This is a genomic window from Companilactobacillus kimchii DSM 13961 = JCM 10707 (assembly GCF_001435445.1).
Lineage (GTDB): Bacteria > Bacillota > Bacilli > Lactobacillales > Lactobacillaceae > Companilactobacillus > Companilactobacillus kimchii.
Window position 1 is genome coordinate 120,877 of record NZ_AZDH01000003.1, and the last position, 20,991, is coordinate 141,867.

At 35.2% G+C, this 20,991-nt stretch carries 20 protein-coding genes and 1 riboswitch; of the genes, 18 read left to right on the forward strand and 2 right to left on the reverse strand.

The window, feature by feature from the left end; all coding sequences use genetic code 11:
* Window positions 1–38 precede the first annotated feature (38 nt).
* Complete coding sequence (locus FC97_RS01835; RefSeq protein WP_054643659.1) at window positions 39–638, forward strand: DUF1054 family protein; 600 nt, start codon at window positions 39–41, stop codon at window positions 636–638.
* A gap of 64 nt (window positions 639–702) precedes the next feature.
* Here FC97_RS01835 and rpsD read toward each other — a convergent pair whose 3' ends face one another.
* A complete protein-coding gene (gene rpsD, locus FC97_RS01840) occupies window positions 703–1,314 on the reverse strand; it encodes a 30S ribosomal protein S4 (protein WP_054643658.1) in 612 nt (203 codons plus the stop codon).
* Window positions 1,315–1,640: 326 nt separating this feature from the next.
* Here rpsD and FC97_RS01845 point away from each other — a divergent pair, with 326 nt between their 5' ends.
* The 12 genes from FC97_RS01845 to thiT all read left to right on the forward strand — a co-directional run bounded on the left by FC97_RS01845 (window position 1,641) and on the right by thiT (window position 15,678).
* Window positions 1,641–3,329: a septation ring formation regulator EzrA gene (locus tag FC97_RS01845; protein WP_082397591.1), complete on the forward strand. Its 1,689-nt coding sequence runs from the start codon at window positions 1,641–1,643 to the stop codon at window positions 3,327–3,329.
* A gap of 74 nt (window positions 3,330–3,403) precedes the next feature.
* Entirely contained in the window at window positions 3,404–4,549 is a 1,146-nt protein-coding gene (locus tag FC97_RS01850) for a cysteine desulfurase family protein (protein ID WP_054643657.1), read from the forward strand.
* A 9-nt stretch (window positions 4,550–4,558) separates the two neighbouring features.
* Window positions 4,559–5,776, forward strand: coding sequence for a tRNA uracil 4-sulfurtransferase ThiI (thiI, locus tag FC97_RS01855; RefSeq protein WP_025085325.1), 1,218 nt, complete (start codon window positions 4,559–4,561; stop codon window positions 5,774–5,776).
* A 498-nt stretch (window positions 5,777–6,274) separates the two neighbouring features.
* The gene (locus FC97_RS01865; RefSeq protein ID WP_054643656.1) at window positions 6,275–8,923 is read left to right on the forward strand and encodes a valine--tRNA ligase; all 2,649 of its coding nucleotides are present in this window, start codon (window positions 6,275–6,277) and stop codon (window positions 8,921–8,923) included.
* A 69-nt stretch (window positions 8,924–8,992) separates the two neighbouring features.
* A complete protein-coding gene (locus tag FC97_RS01870; protein ID WP_054643655.1) occupies window positions 8,993–10,258 on the forward strand; it encodes a bifunctional folylpolyglutamate synthase/dihydrofolate synthase in 1,266 nt (421 codons plus the stop codon).
* 8 nt (window positions 10,259–10,266) lie between these two features.
* Window positions 10,267–10,905, forward strand: coding sequence for a RadC family protein (gene radC / locus FC97_RS01875; protein ID WP_054643654.1), 639 nt, complete (start codon window positions 10,267–10,269; stop codon window positions 10,903–10,905).
* A gap of 92 nt (window positions 10,906–10,997) precedes the next feature.
* A complete protein-coding gene (locus tag FC97_RS01880; RefSeq protein WP_025085321.1) occupies window positions 10,998–11,999 on the forward strand; it encodes a rod shape-determining protein in 1,002 nt (333 codons plus the stop codon).
* A gap of 46 nt (window positions 12,000–12,045) precedes the next feature.
* Window positions 12,046–12,906, forward strand: a complete 861-nt coding sequence (gene mreC, locus FC97_RS01885) for a rod shape-determining protein MreC (protein WP_054643653.1) — start codon at window positions 12,046–12,048, stop codon at window positions 12,904–12,906.
* The gene (gene mreD / locus FC97_RS01890) at window positions 12,906–13,448 is read left to right on the forward strand and encodes a rod shape-determining protein MreD (protein ID WP_054643652.1); all 543 of its coding nucleotides are present in this window, start codon (window positions 12,906–12,908) and stop codon (window positions 13,446–13,448) included. The genes mreC and mreD overlap by 1 nt, the downstream gene beginning before the upstream one ends.
* The gene (locus tag FC97_RS01895; protein WP_054643651.1) at window positions 13,445–14,113 is read left to right on the forward strand and encodes a septum site-determining protein MinC; all 669 of its coding nucleotides are present in this window, start codon (window positions 13,445–13,447) and stop codon (window positions 14,111–14,113) included. Before mreD ends, FC97_RS01895 begins: the two co-directional genes overlap by 4 nt.
* Window positions 14,114–14,115: 2 nt before the next feature.
* On the forward strand, window positions 14,116–14,913 hold the full coding sequence (gene minD, locus FC97_RS01900; RefSeq protein ID WP_054643650.1) for a septum site-determining protein MinD: 798 nt from the start codon (window positions 14,116–14,118) through the stop codon (window positions 14,911–14,913).
* Between the two features lie 31 nt (window positions 14,914–14,944).
* A riboswitch (TPP riboswitch) is annotated at window positions 14,945–15,047 on the forward strand.
* Window positions 15,048–15,096: 49 nt separating this feature from the next.
* Window positions 15,097–15,678, forward strand: a complete 582-nt coding sequence (thiT, locus tag FC97_RS01905; protein ID WP_054643649.1) for an energy-coupled thiamine transporter ThiT — start codon at window positions 15,097–15,099, stop codon at window positions 15,676–15,678.
* 51 nt (window positions 15,679–15,729) lie between these two features.
* On the opposite strand, the gene FC97_RS13190 is transcribed toward thiT, so the two are convergent.
* Entirely contained in the window at window positions 15,730–15,855 is a 126-nt protein-coding gene (locus tag FC97_RS13190) for a DUF4044 domain-containing protein (RefSeq protein WP_371125782.1), read from the reverse strand.
* 224 nt (window positions 15,856–16,079) lie between these two features.
* Here FC97_RS13190 and mraZ point away from each other — a divergent pair, with 224 nt between their 5' ends.
* From mraZ to mraY, 5 genes are read left to right on the forward strand one after another with little or no spacing between them, the layout of a single operon-like run.
* Window positions 16,080–16,511, forward strand: coding sequence for a division/cell wall cluster transcriptional repressor MraZ (gene mraZ, locus FC97_RS01910; RefSeq protein WP_054643648.1), 432 nt, complete (start codon window positions 16,080–16,082; stop codon window positions 16,509–16,511).
* Window positions 16,501–17,451 (forward strand): 16S rRNA (cytosine(1402)-N(4))-methyltransferase RsmH, encoded by a 951-nt coding sequence (rsmH, locus tag FC97_RS01915; RefSeq protein WP_054643647.1) that lies wholly within the window; start codon window positions 16,501–16,503, stop codon window positions 17,449–17,451. The genes mraZ and rsmH overlap by 11 nt, the downstream gene beginning before the upstream one ends.
* A gap of 12 nt (window positions 17,452–17,463) precedes the next feature.
* Window positions 17,464–17,829 carry a cell division protein FtsL gene (gene ftsL, locus FC97_RS01920; protein WP_054643646.1) on the forward strand — a complete coding sequence of 122 codons (366 nt, stop codon included), beginning with the start codon at window positions 17,464–17,466 and terminating at the stop codon, window positions 17,827–17,829.
* The gene (locus FC97_RS01925; protein ID WP_054643645.1) at window positions 17,826–19,994 is read left to right on the forward strand and encodes a penicillin-binding transpeptidase domain-containing protein; all 2,169 of its coding nucleotides are present in this window, start codon (window positions 17,826–17,828) and stop codon (window positions 19,992–19,994) included. Before ftsL ends, FC97_RS01925 begins: the two co-directional genes overlap by 4 nt.
* A gap of 15 nt (window positions 19,995–20,009) precedes the next feature.
* Window positions 20,010–20,975 (forward strand): phospho-N-acetylmuramoyl-pentapeptide-transferase, encoded by a 966-nt coding sequence (gene mraY, locus FC97_RS01930; protein WP_025084743.1) that lies wholly within the window; start codon window positions 20,010–20,012, stop codon window positions 20,973–20,975.
* The last annotated feature ends 16 nt before the right edge of the window (window positions 20,976–20,991 follow it).

Consider the following 20,991-nt stretch of genomic DNA (forward strand, 5'->3'; position numbering starts at 1 on the left):
ATTAATATGTATATATTCTACAACAAAGGATTGAGAACATGTTTGATAAAAATGATTTTAAAGTTTTCAATGATGATACCTTGAGTGGACGTTTGGAGTTGATTAGAAAAGATCTTGATCCTAAGTTTGAGGTTTTAGGTCAAGATTTACTTCAGGCACTTGAAGATGAGTATCATCAGAAGTTCTTTTTAAAGATAGCTAAGCATCAGCGTCGAACGAAGAATCCACCACCAGATACTTGGTTAGCCATCAACCAGGATAAAAAAGGTTATAAAAAGACACCACATCTAGAATTTGGCTTGTGGCCAGATCGTTATTTTATAACTTTTAGTTTATTGGCGGATATTAGAGATAGGGTGAACTACTATCCAATTTTAAAAAAGTATCAAGATAAAATCATATCAGAAGGTTGGGGAGTGTCAAATGATCACACTTCTAGTATTTTAAAAGACGCCGCTGATTTTAATGATGTAATTAAGCATTATCAAAAAGTTAAATCTAGTGACTTAGTAATAGGATTTGAACTTTTAAAAGATGATCCGATTGTATCCGGCGCTGATTATGATAAATTATTGAAAGATAAATTTATGAGCTTAAGTCAATACTTAGTTCTTTTTAATGAAGAGGTTGCCAAATAGGCATTCTCTTTTTTTTGTAAAAAAAAATACACCCACCAAGGAGTGGATGCATTTGTTCCAAATATTAAAGAATTTGGTTGTAGTATTCAACAATCAATGATTCATCGATATTTGGTTCTAGTTCGTCACGTTCTGGGTTACGTACTAGAGAACCTGTCATTTCGTTATCATCAAATGTAACGAAACCAGGACGACCAACAACGTTTTCAAGGTTAGCCTTAACAATTGTAAGGTTCTTTGACTTGTCACGAAGGCTGATCTTTTGACCAATCTTAACTTCGTATGAAGGGATATCAACACGTTTGCCATCAACAGTAATGTGACCGTGGTTAACAAGTTGACGAGCTTGTGGACGTGAACTTGCTAAACCTAAACGATAAACCATGTTATCCAATCTTGTTTCAAGAAGAATCATCAAGTTAACACCGTGAATTCCTTCCATCTTACCGGCACGGTTAAATAGGTTACGGAATTGACGTTCGTTAACATCATACATGAAACGTAACTTTTGCTTTTCAGCTAATTGTTGACCGTATTCTGAAACCTTACGACGGCCACCGTTTGGTCCATGTTGACCTGGGGCATAGTTTCTACGGGCAATTTCCTTACCTGTACCTGAAAGTGAAATTCCTAAACGACGTGATAATTTCCAACGAGGTCCTGTATATCTTGACATAAATAAATTCCTCCAAAATGTTTGTCTGGAGTAAAATAATTAACTAGAGCACAGCATTCGTGCAGTTATCGTTACAATTTTCGCCATGTGCAGCCCACAGGTTACTTGTTGAACTAAATCGTCGATAAATGTTGACGTTCTTGCCGCTCTTTGCTGCATATTTTACACGAAGACTAGTGTAACGTGATTGATACCAATTGTCAAAATAAATTTTTTGAAGGAATAGTTTAAAACTTTATTATGAAAAGTTGATAGTTCTAATAATAGTAATAATATTTGGTATAATTTCCTTGAGATAAGACGCAATTGTCATTAGGGGTGTAAAAGTGTTTGCAATTATTATTGGAATAATAGTGATCGTATTGATCTTCTTGTGGTATATGTGGTTCTTGCAAAGGAAGAACGCATCTACTTTAAATAAGTTAAAGGATCAAACAGATCGTTTAAAAAAAGCTACTTTAGATGAAAAAATTAAGAAATTGGAAGAAATGAAACTTGCTGGTGCCAGTAAAGATCGTTTTAACCAATTAAAAGACAGTTATCGTGAGCAAGTTGATCAAGTGCTTACCGACATTTTGAAACAAATGAGAGCAGCTGAGTATAAGAATACTGAATTTAAGGTATTTGGTTCAGCCAATGATTTGAAAAAAGTCAATACTGCGGTCGCTGCTTTTGAGAAAAAGATCAGTGAAGTTTCTAAAGGTTTTGAAGATTTACTAGCTAGCAACGAACTAAATGCAACTCACAGTGAAGAATTGCAAAAACAATATCAAACTTTACGAAAACAAGTCTTAACCCAATCCTTTAGCTATGGACCCGCAACTGATAAGTTAGAAGATGAGTTGTCAGAGATTGCTAATTTATTGGATCAGGAGAAACAATTAACTGATAAAGGTGATCATATTGAAGCCAGCCAATACTTAGATGATGTGAAACTCAAGTTAGGCTTGATCACAGATCAATTAAAAGTTATTGAACCTCTGTATCATGACTTGAATGAAGTTTTCCCTGGACAAGTTGATGAGATAAAGTTTGTCTATCAAAAATTAGTTAAACAATATTTCCAATTTAAAGATGACATTATTCAACAGATCTCGGAAGTTCAAGATGAAATTGAAGAGTCTAACAGCAAATTGGGTGATTTGAACTTTGATGCTGTTAATACTAATAATGAAGATATTAAACAACGTATTGACGATTTATATGAAACTTTGACATTAGAAATAGATGGTAAAAAAGAAGTTTTAAAGGAACAAAAGCCTGTTTTAGATTACTTGAATCATGCTGTTTTTCAACATAATCGTTTGGACAAACGTATTCAAAAGTTGGAAGAGGAGTATATCTTAGCTGATAAGACTACAAAGACTTTCAATGATAATTTTGCGACATTGAATGAGGTTCGCCAAGAATACGATGCTGATGTACAAGGTATTGCTGATAAGAAGGTTATTTTTTCAGAAGTCAGGGATGACTTTAAAGAAATCGTTAAGCACTTAGATGATATTGAGGCTAGTGAGAAATCAATAAATGATGATCTCAATCAAATGTTATCTAGTGAACGTATTGCCCGCAACAGCGTGGATGAATATGCCAAGCGTCTAGAAATTCAAAAGAAGATGATTGAACAATTACGTTTAAATGGATTGCCTGATGATTATTTGGATTATTTCTATATGGTTTATGATGAAATTAATAAACTTTATGATGAATTAGATGCTAAACAGATTAATATGGAAGATATTAGTAAACAAGTAATTGTGACGCAGGAAGATTTGAGCAACTTAGTCGAAAAAACGAAGAAGTTGAAATATAATGTTCTCTTGTCTGAAAAATTGTTACAATATGCTAATCGTTATGCCAATAAGAATCCTGAATTTAGCGATCAATTAATTCGTGCACGTGCCTTGTTTGACACTGATTATAATTATGATGAAGCAGTTGAAGTTATTTCAAAAGCCTTAGAGAGTGTTGAATCTGGTTCAGTTGATCGAATAAAAGAAACAATTAATGCATAATGGTATAGTTTTGTGTTAAGTTATAAGAGATAAAATTTTGGGCCGCAAGGCCTTTTTGTTTTGGTGAGGCAGAAATGATATATTTTGATAACAGTGCAACAACAAAAGTTAATGATTCTGTACTAAAAACTTATAATGCTGCCAGTGAGGAATACTTTGGTAATCCTTCAAGTTTGCATAAATTGGGTTTGAAAGCATATGAATTATTGGAAACATCTCGCAAACAAATTGCGAATTTATTAGGCTTTAAGCAAGACGAAGTTGTCTTTACTAGTGGTGGTACCGAGGGAAATAACTGGATCATCAAGGGTACAGCTTTTAAGAAGCGTGAATTCGGTAAACATATTATAACAACTGAGATTGAGCATCCTTCAGTTTTGAATACCATGCATCAACTAGAAGAGCTTGGTTTTGAAGTAACTTATTTACCTGTAGACAAAACTGGTCATATCAGTGCGGCTGATTTGAAAAAAGCTATCCGTAGCGATACTATCTTGGTCTCAACAATGGCTGTTAATAATGAAATTGGAGCAATTCAACCAATTCATGAAATTGCCAATGTTTTGAAAGACTATCCAAGTATTAGCTATCATGTTGACTCCGTCCAAGCAATTGGCAAGAATCTTCAATCTAAGTTTATGGATCCTCGAGTTGATTACTATACTTTCTCAGGTCATAAGTTCCATGCACCTCGTGGAATTGGCTTTATTTATATGAAGGAAGGTAAACAGCTTGAACCATTGATGGCTGGTGGTGGTCAGGAGTCTAATCTTCGTAGTGGAACAGAGAATACTCCTGCAATCGCTGGTATGGCAAAAGCTATCCGTTTGTTGAAAGAAAATGAAGCTCAAAAAGCTGACAAGATGGAACAACTAAAAGAGAAGTTAGTTAACCACTTACATACTTTGGATAACGTCCACGTCTTTTCACAAGTAGCCGATGATTTTGCTCCACACATTATTTGTTTCACAATTGATGGTGTGCGTGGCGAAACGATTGTACATACTTTTGAAGATCGTGATATTTATATTTCTACAACTAGTGCTTGTTCTTCCAAGAAGGGTTTGGAATCAGGTACTTTAAAGGCAATGAATGTGCAAGAAAATGTTGCAACTAGTGCCGTACGTGTTAGTTTAGATGAGAGTAATACAGAAGCTGAAATGGATGAATTTATTAAGAATTTGGATGAAATTCATGATCATTTCCAAATTTTGAATTAGGAGATTTAAATGGAATATACTGAAATTATGGTTCGTTACGGCGAACTATCAACTAAGGGTAAGAATCGTAAGAGCTTTATTGACCGTCTTCATGGTAATGTAGCTAAAGTTTTGAATGATTATCCTGATTTAAGAATGCAACCACATCGTGACCGTTTGCATATTCAATTGAATGGTACCGATGCTAAGCCAGTAATGGAGAAGTTAAAGAATGTTTTCGGAATTCAAACTTTCTCATTGAGTGTTAAAGTGTCACGTGATTTTGAAGATGTTAAGAAAAAAGCCATTGAAATGATGCATGAGGCTTATAAGCCTGGTATGAGTTTCAAAGTTGGTACAAAACGTTCAGATCACACCTATGAGCTTGATACTAACCAAGTTAATTTACAACTAGGGGATGCTATTTGTGATGAATTCCCTGGTATTGATGTTGAAATGAAGAAACCTGATATCAAGATTTCTGTTGAAGTAAGACAAGACGGAATCTACCTATCATACTTAACAGTAAAGGGTGCTGGTGGGTTACCAGTTGGTACTGCTGGAAAAGCTATGTTGATGCTATCAGGTGGTATTGATTCACCCGTTGCTGGTTATTTAGCTATGAAACGTGGTGTTGATATTGAAATGGTTCATTTCTTCAGTCCACCATACACATCAGAACAAGCCTTGAATAAAGCCAAAGAATTAACGTCAAAATTAACAGCCTTTGGTGGCCACATCAAGTTTATTGAAGTGCCATTTGCTGAAATTCAAGAAACGATAAAAGCTGGGGTTCCTGAAGGATATCTAATGACAATTCAACGTCGTTTCATGTTGAGACTGACTGACTTGATTCGTGAAAAAGAGAATGGTTTAGCTATTTTTAATGGTGAAGCCGTAGGACAAGTGGCTTCACAAACACTAGAGAGTATGGCCGCTATCAATGATGTCACAACAACACCAATCTTACGTCCTGTAGCGACAATGGATAAGACTGAAATTATTCGATTAGCTGAAAAAATTGATACCTTTAATCTATCAATCCAACCATTCGAAGACTGTTGTACAGTCTTTGCTCCACCATCACCAAAAACACGTCCAAGTATCGAAAAGACACGTAAATTTGAAAGTTCACTCGATGTTGACGGTTTAATCCAACGTGCAATGGATGGAATCAAGATCACAACTATTGAACATGGTGATAAGTTCATGGAAAGTGACCAAGAAAATATCAGCAGTTTACTATAAAACTGATTGACGTTTCACAATTTATGATTTATTATCAGAATATCAGCTTTGAGCAGGAGTGTTATTCAGCTAGATTTCAGAGAAGGCATGTTGTTGAGAATTGCCAAATCAAACTGAGTAATTGTTGTCTGTGAGCTATCATATAAAATGATCGGGCCACCGTTATCTGTTGAGTGAGGAGTTATTTGTAACTCTTAATTTAGGTGGTACCGCGAGTCTTCGTCCTATTCGGATGAGGGCTCTTTTTTTTTATAGACTCTTAGTGGCGAAGCCACTTAGAGTCTATTATGGGGACGTCGAAAGACGTCCGTATAGAGATTTCTGTTTAAACACAGACAACTTAATCGCTCAAAGTTCTATATATGGGAAAACAAAAATATTTGTAAACGAGTTAAAAAAGGAAGATCCGTTCAGTTTTGTTGCGGAGGACGGGCATCCTTAACCAATCCCATATTTAATTATTAAATAGTAAATATCGAACTTTATGGAGGAAATACTATGAGAGAAATCGACATGGATACAAAATATAATCCACAAGAAGTCGAAGAAGGCCGTTATCAAACATGGTTAGATGATAATGATTTCAAACCTTCTGGTGACAAGAAAGCTAAACCTTATTCAATCGTTATCCCACCACCCAATGTTACTGGTAAATTGCACATGGGCCACGCTTGGGATACAACTATTCAAGATACATTGATTCGTTACAAACGTATGCAAGGATTCGATACTCTATATCTTCCAGGTATGGATCATGCCGGAATTGCTACTCAAGCTAAGGTTGAAGCTAAATTACGTGAACAAGGTGTAACTCGTTATGACCTTGGACGTGATAAGTTCGTTGATGAAGTTTGGAACTGGAAAGATGAATTTGCCAAAATCATCAAATCACAGTGGGGTAAATTAGGTTTATCGCTTGATTACTCACGTGAAAGATTTACCTTGGATGAAGGTCTATCAAAGGCTGTTCGTAAAGTCTTCGTACAATTGTATAACGAAGGGTTAATCTATCGTGGTGAATATATCATCAACTGGGATCCACAACTTCAAACGGCTTTATCTGATATTGAAGTTATCCATAAGGATGATCAAGGTGCTTTCTATCATGTTAAGTACCCATATGCTGATGGTTCTGGCTATATTGAAATTGCCACAACTCGTCCTGAAACAATGTTTGGTGATGTGGCTGTAGCCGTAGCCCCAGATGATGAACGTTACAAGGATATCGTTGGTAAGGAAGTTGTTGTTCCACTAGTTGACCGTAAGATTCCTATTATTGCTGATCATTATGTTGATAAAGACTTTGGTACTGGTATGGTTAAGATCACACCTGCTCATGACCCTAATGACTTTGCTGTTGGTAATCGTCATGATTTGAAGCGTATTAATACGATGAATGCTGATGGTACAATGAACGAAAATGCCGGTAAGTATAACGGTATGGATCGTTTCGAAGCTCGTAAAGCTATTGTTAAGGATCTTCAAGATGATGATGACATGATCAAGATTGAACCTTACGTACATAGTGTTGGTCACTCAGAACGTTCTGGTGTTCAAGTTGAACCAAGACTTTCAACCCAATGGTTCGTTAAGATGAAGCCACTTGCTGAAACAGTTTTGAAAAATCAAAAGAGTGATAATAAAGTTAACTTTGTGCCTGATCGTTTTGAAACAACATTTACTCAATGGATGGAAAATATTCATGACTGGGTTATTTCCAGACAATTATGGTGGGGACATCAGATTCCAGCTTGGTACAACAAGAAGACTGGCGAAACATACGTTGGTGAAGAAGCACCTAAAGATATCGAAAACTGGGATCAAGATCCAGATGTTCTAGATACATGGTTCTCCAGTGCTCTATGGCCATTTTCTACTATGGGTTGGCCTGATAATGATTCAGAAGATTACAAACGTTACTTCCCAACTGATACTTTGGTTACAGGTTACGATATTATTCCTTTCTGGGTTTCTAGAATGATTTTCCAAAGCTTGAAGTTTACTGGTAAAAAGCCATTTGATAATACTGTTATCCATGGTTTAATGCGTGACTCACAAGGTCGTAAGATGAGTAAGTCACTTGGTAACGGAATTGATCCAATGGATGTTATTGCTAAATATGGTGCTGATGCTTTGCGTTGGTTCGTTATGAATGGAACAACACCTGGTCAAGATACTAGATTTAGTTATGACAAGATGGACGCTTCATGGAATTTCATCAACAAGATTTGGAACGCTTCAAGATACGTTATTATGAACCTTGACGATGATACTCCAGCAATGGATGATCTATCCCAAGTTACAAGTTATGACCTTTCTGATAAATGGATCTTGGCTAAATTGAATCAAACAGTTAAGAATGTTAATGATTTGTTAGATAAATTTGAATTTGGTGAAGTTGAACGTAATCTTTACAACTTTATCTGGAATGATTTCTGTGACTGGTATATTGAAATGAGTAAGGCTACTTTAACAGGGGATGATGAAGCAGCTAAGAAGCAAAAGAAGATGCTTCTAACTTATGTCTTGGATCAAACATTACGTTTGTTGCACCCAATTATGCCATTTGTTACCGAAAAGATTTGGTTGACAATGCCTCATAACGGTAAGACAATCATGCACGCTAAATATCCTGAATATCACGCTGAACTGGATAATGCTGAAGCTATGGATCAAATGGATATCTTGATTGACCTAATTAAGTCATTGAGAAAGATTCGTTTGGAAGCTAATGCACCAATGTCTAAAGCTGTTGATATTTTGATCAAACCACAGGATGAAGATGTAAAGGCTGTTATCTTGAATAATAAAGATTACATTGACCGTTTCATGCATCCTAAGGATTTGAAGGTTGCTACTGATATTGTTGCACCTGCTTTGGCTATGACATCAGTTACAACTAATGCTGAACTTTACGTTCCATTGGCTGAATTGATTGATATCGATGAGGAAATTGCTCGTCAAAGTGAAGAGATGAAGAAGTTAGATCAAGAAATTACACGTCTTGATAAGAAACTTTCCAATGCTAACTTTGTTCAAAAAGCACCTGAAAAGGTTGTTAATGAACAAAAAGAAAAATTGGCTGACTATCAATCTCGTCAAGCAAAAGTTCAACAAAGAATTCAACAATTAAAAGATAATCAATAAAATTGAGTATATAATTAGAGGGGTTGGCAAATGTCCAACCCCTTTTCTTTGAAAAGGAGTGACTTTACGTTGTTAAAGAGTTATGAAGAAGCAATTAACTATATTCACTCGTTGCCAAAGTTTCATCGTACAAATAATCTGGATAACATTAAAGAAGCTTTAAAAATTTTAGATAATCCGCAAAATGATTACGAGACAATTCATATTACAGGTACGAATGGTAAGGGAACGACCAGTAATTTTTTGGCCAATTTGTTAGAAGCTGATGGCAAAAGGGTTGGTTTGTTCATCTCACCTTATGTAAAAGTATTTAATGAGCGTATTCAGATAAATCATCAGTATATTCCCAATCAAGATTTGCTGGATAATGTAAATTATTTAATAAAGAAAATTGGTTCAATTCCGTTGGCAGAATTTGAATTTGTTACGGTTTTAGGGTATTTTTATTTTCGTGGTCGTGTCGATGTAGCGGTGATTGAAGCTGGTATTGGTGCTCGCCATGATAAAACAAATGTTATTACGCCTGTCTTGTCAGTGATTACTTCGGTAGATTTGGATCATGAGAAGTTAATTGGTCCTACTTTACAAGATATAGCTTTTGAAAAAGCTGGAATCATTAAGAAAAATAGGCCAATTGTAACTGGTTTTTTGCAGGATTCAATAAAAGAAATAGTTGCGGATGCTGCGGTGGAAATGTCGAGTCCACTTTATAAATTTGGTCGAGATTTTGGAATTAACGATTTTAAGACAAAAAGTTTTAAATTATCATTTACATATTATGACGATAAGGTAACAATAAGAGAGATATCTTGTGATGGATTTGAAAAAACAACTGCGATGAATGCGGCTATTGCTATCTGTGCTTACGTTCAATATCATCAAAAACACCAAACTGAGGTGTCAGAGAAGATTATTAAGGACAATCTTGATAGTCATCATTTATTGGGAAGAGCGCAAATAGTACAAAATAATCCGTTAGTTTTAATGGATGGAGCACATAATATTTCAGCAATTTATAATTTAATTAATTCTTTGACTGCAAATTATGAAAATAAAGATATAATTGTCTTATATGCTGGAATGAAAGATAAAGATCGCAGTGAGATTATTCAAGAATTAGCGCCAAGAGTGAAGCATATTTATATCACAACACTTGATATGCAACGTTCCGCTGTTGCTGGTGATTATAATTTATCGAACTATGAGAATGTTTCTTTTATTGAAAATTACCATGTCGAGTTACAGAAAATGGTGAATCAATTAAATGAGCAACAGATGTTACTCATTACGGGGTCTTTTTATTTAATCTCGGATTTGGAAAACTATTTTGCGTAATTTCAAGTATGATGATAAATTTAAGAGAAAAAATTTTAGCTTATGGTGTCAGCACCTTAAAAGATGAAGAATTAATGGCTGTTGTCATTGGCAATGGTACAAAGAAAAACAACGTTTTGGACTTGTCAGAAGAAATTGTTTCAAATAAGAATGGTTTAAATTTGAATTTAGACCAATTAATGGCTTTTAATGGAATCGGGGTTGCCCAAGCTTGTAAAATTTTAGCGGCAATTGAATTAGGTACCAGAAAAGTTCAGTCGGATAAGTTATCAGAACGGGTCGTTTCAGTAGACGACATTGGAAAACATTTAATAAATATAATAGGTAGTACTCCACAAGAAAAGCTAATGGCGGTCTACTTGAATAACAGTTATCATGTCATTAATGAGAAGACTATTTTCATTGGAACAATTGATCAGGCAACTGTTCATCCAAGAGATATCCTGCGAGAGGCAATTCAAATTTCAGCGACGCAAATCGTGATAGCTCACAATCATCCAAACGGGACATTAATGTTTTCGAAGAATGATCAAGAGTTCAGTTTACGACTGAAAAAGTGTTGCAATTTAATGGGAATAAACTTATTAGATCATTTAATTATTACGAGAAAGTCATATTCTAGTTTAAAGAAATTAAATTTAATTTAGGATCTGATTGGTCATACTTTAAATCGTTATTTTGTATGATATAATTTTGGTTAGCGTAAAATGTGGTGTGTACTTTAAAGGAGAGAAATAAATTGTTTGGTATTGGATCAAAGAAGCTTGGCATAGATTTAGGAACTGCAAATACTTTAGTTTATGCTGAAGGAAAAGGAATCGTTTTAAACGAACCTTCTGTTGTCGCAAAAAATAATAACACTGGAGAAATCGTTGCTGTTGGTTCAGATGCTCGTGAAATGATTGGACGTACACCTGGTAGTATTTCTGCCATTCGTCCAATGCGTGACGGAGTAATTGCTGATTATGACACGACTGCTGCTATGATGAAGTATTTCATCGAGAAAACAGCAAACAACTCAAAACCTTCTGTAATGGTTTGTGTTCCCAGTGGTGTTACTGAAGTTGAAAAGAGAGCCGTTATCGAAGCTACTCAACATGCAGGAGCTCGTGAAGCATATGTAATCGAAGAACCATTTGCAGCCGCTATCGGAGCTGGACTTCCTGTTATGGATCCAACCGGTAATATGGTTGTTGATATTGGTGGTGGTACAACAGATGTTGCTACCATTTCACTAGGTGGAATTGTGTCATCACGCTCAATTCGAGTTGCCGGTGATAAGTTTGATGATTCAATTTCAGCTTATATTAAGTCAAATTATAATTTACAAATTGGTGAAAGAACTGCCGAAGATGTTAAGATTCAAATCGGTTCAGCCTCAATTGAAAAGGCTAAAGAAATCGAATCAATGCAAATTCGTGGTCGTGACCTTGTTACAGGTTTACCAAAGACAGTTCAATTAACTGGTGAAGATATTGCAACTGCAATTCATGAAAATGTCCAAGAGATCATTGAGACAATCAAGGAGACTCTTGAAGAAACATCTCCTGAAATTGCTGCTGATGTTATCGATCACGGTATTGTTTTAACTGGTGGTGGAGCATTATTACATCATTTACCAGAAGTAATCTCAGAAGCAACTGGAGTTCCCGTATTCATTGCTCAAGACCCACTAGATTGTGTGGCTATCGGTACTGGCGAATCACTTAAGAATATCGATGTAATGCGTCGCCAAAAATAAGCGGGATAAATCCCGTTTTTTTTATTTGATCTACTAGGAGGAAGCAATGCAAAAGTTTTTTTCAAATAAAAAATTGATTATTTTAATGATACTTATTATTGTTACTTTTGGACTTTTGGCAGTAACGGTTAATATTCGTGATAAAAAGAGTACACCACCAGTTGTTCAACAAGTTGGTAATGATGTCGTCAGCGTTGTTGGTGGAGTATTTGCATATCCAACTAATGCTGTAAAAAATGCTACCTCAGAATTCTCTGATTTGTACAATACATATTCTGAAAACAAACGTTTAAAAACCAGAATTGGCGAGTTAGCACAAAATCAGGCTAAGTTAGAAGTAGTTCAAGATGAAAATAAGAAATTAAAACAAGAATTAAAACTCAATGGTACACTCACTGATTACAGTACAGTTAATGCCTCTGTTTTGTCACGATCACCAAGTAGTTGGCAAAATTACTTAACAATTAATCGTGGTCAAACAAGTGGTATTAAGAAAAATATGCCAGTTATGTCTGGAAAAGGTTTAATTGGTAGAATTATCGAAGTGGACAAAGTCAGTTCTAAGGTTGAATTGATTTCAACTAATAATGAATTGAATGATAAGTTTGCAGCTGAAATTTTAGGTGACAACAAAAATGTTACTGGTGTTGTTAGTCGTTACGATAGTTCCACTGGTGATTTAGTGATGGAAAACGTTAATTCTACAAAAGATATCAAAAAAGGCCAAAGCGTTATTACATCAGGTTTAGGTGGCTTGACACCTCGTGGATTGTACATTGGTAAAGTTTATGGAATTAAGAAGGATAATTACGGGATGACTAATTCTGTTTATATTACTCCAGCCGCTGAATTGCGTAACTTTACTGTTGTGACAGTCATCAAGTCTTCAGTTCATGGTGAAAATTAATGAATATTAAAAGACGAAAGATTTTTGGACAAGTATTATTCATCTTATTTGCATTTTATTTAGATGGTTTAATAAAATGGGCCTTTTTGAATAATATGAATCATGAAACGATAGTGATTTTGCCACAAATTATGTTAATGGCAATCGTTATGTTAACGATGAGAATTGAAGATCGTCGTCAATTGATCATATACGGTATAGTCTTTGGGGTTATTTATGATTCTTACTATTATGGAATCATTGGACTATACACAATTCTATTGCCACTGTTAATGGTGGGAATAGATCATTTCAGATTTTTATTGATTAAAAATAATATGGGGTATGATATTTCCATTTATTTTTTGTCGTTAACCTTTTTGCAAACGGGAATCTATTTGTTAGAAAAATTATTGCAGCAAACAAGTACAGATGTTTTTGATTTCATTACGTATACGTTAGGACCAACGTTGTTATGGAATATAGTTGTTTTCTTTGTTATCTATATTCCGTTAGCGAATATGTCTGCCTGGTTGGTGAAATATCGGAGGGATAGTAAATGAGTGACATCATTTTAAAAGGTGGTAAAGACGGGTTCTCAGTTATTTTTAATGAGAACGCTAGTTATAACGATGCGTTGAAAGAATTAAAAGAATTAATTATGCAACAAAACGTTAAATCAACCAATGAAAATGATGATGCTATTAGTTTTACTATTAAAACCGGTAAACGATTATTTACTAGTCAACAAAAAGAAAGTATTGAAGAGTTCTTTGAAAAATATCCACAACTGGAATTAAAGGATATTGAATCGGATGTTGAAGATAAGAAGAAAGTCAAAGAATTATTCGACGCTAACAAGACTAACGTTGAATCCGGAATTGTACGTAGTGGTCAAAGATTAGAGTATAAAGGTGACTTGATTTTTTTAGGATCATTACATCGTGATGCCCAAATATGTGCGACTGGTTCTATTTATATTTTGGGAGAAGTCAGTGGAATCGTTCAAGCGGGTTTTCCTGATAATCCTAATGCAGCTATTTTTGGTAATTTAAAAGATGTTGATCAATTGCGAATTGCTGATGTTATTGAAATTGTAACGGATGATAATCGTGAAGATTTTCAAGCTGGTAAGTTTGCTTTTATCAATGATCTACATGCTATTAGCGTTGATGATTTAAAAAACTACAAAGATAAAATAAATGATTTAAGAAAAAGGACAGATTAACTATGGGAATATCAATAGTTGTAACTTCAGGAAAAGGTGGAGTTGGCAAAACAACTACTACCGCAAATGTAAGTACTGTCTTAGCAAGTCTTGGTAAAAAAGTATGTATGGTTGACTTGGATATAGGATTGCGAAATTTGGATGCTGTAATGGGTCTAACTAATCGAGTTGTTTACGATATCGTTGATGTTGCTCAACATCGGGTAGTGGTATCTCAAGCTTTAGTAAGAGATCCTAGATTTGAAGACAATTTATATTTGTTGGCTGCATCGCAGTTTGCTGATAAATATGTTTTAGACAAGGATTCGTTAGCACTTATTATCAATGAATTGAAGCAAAGATTTGATTTTGTGATGATCGATTGTCCAGCTGGAATTGAGTATGGGTTTCAAAATGCTGTCTCAACAGCCGACGGAGCTTTAGTAGTAACAAATCCAGAAATTGCTTCAGTCAGTGATGCAGATCGAGTAGTTGGTATTCTAGAGAATATGAATATGCCGATAACACCGCATTTAGTTATTAATCGTATCCGCAAAAATATGATCAATGAAGGTACATCAATGCGAATTGATGATATTGTCAATCATTTAGGAATTCCTTTGTTAGGAATTGTTATTGATGAGGATAAAGTTATTTCTGCTTCTAATGCTGGGCAAACCGTAGCTTTTGATCGTGATAGTAGTGCAGGTCATAGTTATCAAAATATTGCTCGAAGAATGTTGGGAGAAAGTATTCCTTTAGACCTATCAACTGATACTAAAAAAGTTGGATTCTGGGGCCGTGTCTTTGGAAAAAAATAAGTCCTATGGTACAATGTCTTTAAATAATATAAGTCAACACAGGGGGAGCCTTTGGCTGAGAGTGAACGTAATTGTTCAGACCCTTTAAACCTGTTATGTTAATACATGCGTAGGGATAGTGTTGTTCAAGCAGAAGCTCGAACTCTCTTGTGATGACAAAAAATCAGAAGGGAGTTTTTTTGTATGATTAATAAAGCTAGTAGTCAAGATAGTTTAATTGTTTTGACAGAAGGGGCCATCATTACCGCTTTAGCAATGGGGTTATCGTATGTACCTCATTCCACAGGAGTCTCGTCAGTTGAATTTGTTTATGGATTGATTCCAATGTCCATCTATGCGTTAAGAAGAGGATTGAAACCTGGTTTAATGGCTGGCCTAGTCTGGGGACTATTAGATATGTTCCTTAGGGGACTAGGTGGAGGAGTCTTGAATCCACTTCAAGGTTTTGTTGAATATCCATTAGCTTTTGGTGTCGTGGGGTTAATTGGTTTAGGAAGTGTTAGAGTTCAACGTGCTATTAGAAATGGCAAGAACGCATTAGGATTAATAATCTTTTATTCAGCAATTGGTTTCTTGGCTAAGTACTTCTTGCACTTTATTGCTGGTGGTATCTATTGGGGTTCATATGCGCCTAAATCAATGAATCCTTGGATTTACTCTTTAGTTATTAACGGTGGTAGTTTTATAGCAAATATGATCATGTTGATTGTTCTAGCTATTTTATTGAACCGAATCTTTAAACAATTAATAATTCCAAGAAACTAGTCAAAAAGAGCTCAACCTGAAAAATTCAGGTTGGGCTCTTTTTTGCGTTCCTTAGATAAAGCTCATAATTGAGCCAAGAACAACGCCACCAATTGTGACAATGATCATCAACCAAACAACAATTTGAATAATTTTAGTCAATGTACTTTTAGGTTTCTTTTCGTCCAAAACTTCCACCACCTAATTTATATATAGTGAAATGGTACTTCACAAAGGAAATTTATGCAATATTGTAATGGTTTTCTCTTTTGATTTTGGGAAAACTCCCCACCCGTATAAATGTATAATTACCAACTGTTTGCAAGTTTTTTAACTACTTTATACTGATTGTCAAATATCGTGTGGTTAATTGTGGTGATTTGTGGTAAATTAGGAAGTGTTAAAGAATTGAGGTGATATCCATGTTCATGGGTGAATTTCATCACACACTTGATAATAAAGGCAGAATTATTGTACCTGCTAAATTTAGAAAACTACTTGGTGATGAGTTCGTAATAACTCGTGGAATGGATGGCTGCCTTTTTGGTTATCCTCTAGAGCAATGGGATAAACTTGAAGCTCAATTGGATAAGTTACCATTAACTAAGAAGGATGCAAGAGCCTTCACTCGATTCTTTTATTCTGCAGCTGCAGAGGTAGAATTTGACAAACAGGGGCGGATTAATCTTTCGACACCGTTGATCAAATTTGCTAAGTTAAATAAGAATTGTGTAATCGTAGGTGTTTCTGATCGTATTGAAATATGGGATGAGGAATGCTGGAATAAATTTAGCCAAGAGGCTGAAGATAATTTTGAAGAAATATCGGAGAAAATGACAGACTTTGACTTCTAACGAATATAAACATAAAACAGTACTTTTAAAAGAAACTATTGATGAGGTAAATCCACATGACAATGGCATTTATGTAGACGCTACCTTTGGCCGTGGGGGACACAGTAAAGAACTATTGGGTCGTATGCACCACAGCCATCTTTATGTTTTTGACCGCGACGAAGCCGCCATTAAGGTCGGTGAGAGTATTCAGAATGATCCAGCTATTATTGGTGATAATACATTAACGTTAATACGTGATAATTTTGAGAATATGCAAGAACGTTTGTTAGATTTAGGCGTTACTGAAGTAGATGGGATTGTTTACGATTTAGGAGTTTCATCTCCACAATTTGATGATGCAGTCAGAGGTTTTAGTTACAAAAAGGCTGCTCGTCTTGATATGAGAATGGATCAAAGACAAGACTTAGATGCAGAGAAAATTGTTAACGACTGGTCTTATAGTGAGTTAGTCGGTATTTTCTATAAATACAGTGATGAAAAATTTTCTAAACAAATTGCCCGTGCTATCGAGCGGACACGTGAGGATCATCGTATTACTTCTACATTGGAATTAGCAGATATTATTAAGAATGCTATTCCTGCAGCAGCCAGAAGAACTGGTGGTCATCCTGCCAAGCGTGTTTTCCAAGCAATTAGAATTGCGGTAAATGATGAATTGGGTTCTCTTGAGAGATCTTTAGATCAAGCAATTAAATTGCTAGCACCAAAGGGTAGGATAAGCGTTATAACTTTTCAATCAAAAGAAGACAGAATTGTAAAACATATTTTTAAGGATAATTCACACGTTGATGTTCCACGCGGATTACCAGTCATTCCAGATGACATTAAACCAGTTTTGAAACAGATAACACGGAAACCAATTCTGCCTAACGATAAGGAATTAGCTGAAAATAATCGGGCACATAGTGCTAAATTACGCGTTGTTGAAAAGATATAATGGAGAAATAATATGAGAGAAGAAAGTACGGCTAGAAATTTACAAGACTATCAAGTTGCTCCACAGCCTGAGAAGGTTGTCCAAGCAGCTCCTAAAGTACATAGTGTAAAACTGTCAAAATTTGAGACTGTTTCCATCGTAGGTCTCTCTCTTTTAACGTTGGCATTAATGGTAGCTTTAGTTAGTATAAAAGTTTCGATGACTTCTTCTCAAAATGAGTTAGATAGTCTTACTAATCAAATCTCTAAGACTAATACGAGTAATGTTAATTTAAGACAAGAAATTTCTGAATTAAGCAGTTTTGATCGATTCTCTTCTTTCGCCAAGAAGCACAATTTAAAAATGAGCGATAATAATGTAAGGAATATATCAAAATGAGTAAGTTCGGAAAACTATTAAAAAATAAGGCAAGACGCAATCATTATATAGTTGGTATATTAATTTTGATTGTGACTGCCTTTTCTTTTATCCTTTTTATCCAAAGATTCGCTTATATCTCTGTAAGTAAGCAATATGATGGAGTAAATCTAGAAAAAAGAACTAAAGCTAAATATGAAAAAGTAACGAAAGTAAATGCTAAACGTGGTGATATTCTTGATGTTAACGGGGATATGATTGCGGGAGATTCAACGATTTATAATATTTATGCAATTGTAAATCATAAATCTAAAACAGCTACAGGTAAGGCTGATTATGTAGTTGATAAAGAAAAGACTGCTAGGATGTTGAGTAAGTATTTACCGCTTTCTGAAAAGCAGTTAATTAAATATTTGACTCCTCAAAATAAGAAACAGTATCAAGTGGAATTTGGACAATCTGGGCGTAATCTATCAATAGAGATCAAGCGTAAAATTGCGGCTCAAAAATTACCCGGAATTCATTTTGTGGAATTTCCATCACGATCTTATCCTAGTGGTGTTTTTGCGACTAACTTGGTTGGTATCACTAAGGCTGACAATGCTAATGATCAAAACAGTAATATTAGTGGTGTGATGGGAATTGAAAAATATTTTAATAAATTGTTATCTGGTCAAGATGGTAAGAAAATTACTAAGGTTGACTTTAATGGTAATGAATTGCCTAACTCTCAAGTGAATGAGAAGCAATCGATCGATGGGTCGAATGTTTATTTGACTTTGAACAGTAAAATCCAACAGTATGCTGAGATTTTGGCACAAGATATATCTGATAAATATGAACCAAAGAATTTACAGATTTTAGTTATGAATGCCAAAACTGGTGCGATTGAAGCCGCTACTCAACGACCAACTTTTAATCCAACGACTGGTAAGGGCTTGGCTAATAGTTGGCGTGATACTTTAGTTGAAGATCAATTTGAACCCGGTTCTGTCATGAAGATTTTGACTTTATCGGCGTCAATTGACTCGGGAAATTATGATCCAGATGAGTTGTATAAGTCTGGTTCAGTTGAAGTAGGCGGAAGAACGATTAGTGATTGGAATAATGCTGGCTGGGGTTATATACCTTTGTCAGAAGCTTTTCCAAGATCATCTAATGTCGGAATGGTTAAATTGGAACAAAGGATGGGATCAAAGACTTGGATGAAGTATATGCGTCGTTTCGATATTGGTACTAAGACGAATATTCCATTGCCGGGTGAAGTAGCTGGTGGTATTTCATTCCAGCACACTAGTGATCAAGCAATGACGTCATTTGGCCAAAGTGTCAATGTAAATACGATTCAAATGTTACAAGCATTTTCAGCAATTGCTAATGATGGAAAGATGATTAAGCCACAAATAGTTCAAAAAGTGGTTAATGCTAATACTGGTAAGACTACCCAAAGCTTTAAGCGACAAGTAGTTGGACAACCGATCAAAAAGAGTACAGCTAAGCAAGTTCAAAAGGCTATGCGTCAAGTTGTTACAAAAAATTATGGTACAGGTCTTGTTTACAATATTCCTGGTATCAAGGTCGGGGTAAAAACTGGTACAGCCCAGATTGCTTCTCCAAATGGTGGCTATTTGACAGGTAACAATAACTATATTTTCTCAGTTGCAGGGATGATTCCTTATAATGATCCTAATTACATCGTTTATATAACGATGAGACAACCGCAGAAGATGACAGAATCACCTGAAAAGATTCTATCTGAGGTCTTTAATCCATTAGTTAAACGTTTGGTAAATCAAGGTAAATCTCAGACAAATAGTACTCAAGCAGGTAATCAGTATGTTGAAGTTCCAAGTTTATTGGATAAATCAACTAATGACTCTTTGAGTAAAATTAGTAATCTTAAATTACAATCGGGTGTTATTGGTACTGGTAATAAGGTTGTTCAACAATTACCCGCAAGTGGTGAGAAAGTTATGCCTGGGCAGAGAATGGTCTTGTTAACCAATGGTGCTATGACAATGCCAGATCTTACAGGTTGGTCAAAGAATGATGTTTTGAAGTTTGCTGAGATTACTGGTAAGCAAGTTACGACAAAAGGTGATGGATATGTTGTTAAACAGTCTGTCAGCTCTGGTCATGTGATAAATGACAGTGGTAAGATTATAGTTACATTGAAAAATAAATAAAATAAGGGGATTTTCATGGAAATTAGTCATATAGTTTTCGACATAGTTAGTTCGTTTGTAATTGTGGCAATCTTAATGCCATTTCTGATTGGCTATTTAGTTGCTCATAAAGAGGGCCAGTCAATTCGTGAGGAAGGACCTAAGTGGCATGAGAAAAAGTCCGGTACACCAACGATGGGTGGACTTCTAGTTATTCTGGCTGCTTTGGTTACAAATATTTGGGTTGGTGCTTGGCAAGGGCAACTAACTCACTCACTTTTGATTACGACCTTTGTTATTGTTCTTTATGGATGTATCGGTTTCATTGATGATTTCATCAAAGTTTTCAAGAAGAGAAATCTTGGACTTAGAGCCTGGCAGAAAGCACTTTTACAAATTATTGTTGGGATAATATTCTTATACGTTTATAATGGCGATCAATTGCCAATGAACTTTACGATTCCTGGTGTTTTGTCAATTGATTCAGCTGTAATTTTTATTTTGTTTACACTTTTCTGGTTAGTAGGGTTCTCTAATGCTACTAACTTGACTGATGGTTTAGACGGACTATTAGGTGGCTTGGGAACAATTTCTTATGCTACATATGGAATTATCGCCTTGAATCAAAATCGTGCTGATATTGCAATTGTCTGTTTCTCAGTTGTAGGTGCTTTATTAGCCTTTCTATTGTTCAACCACAAACCAGCCAAGATCTTCATGGGCGATGTGGGTTCATTAGCTTTGGGTGCTGGTTTGGCAGCAATTTCAATTCTTTTAGGTCATTACTGGTCACTATTATTGATTGGTTTTGTTTATGTAGTTGAAACTATGAGTGTTATGCTCCAAGTCTTTTCATTCAAAGTTTTCCATCGTCGTATTTTCAAAATGACACCAATTCATCATCATTTTGAAATGTTAGGTTGGAGTGAATGGAAAATAGATATCGTATTCTGGATCGTTGGTTTGATTTGTTCTGCAATTTATTTAATTTTATTCGTATAGGAAGTAAAAGATAATA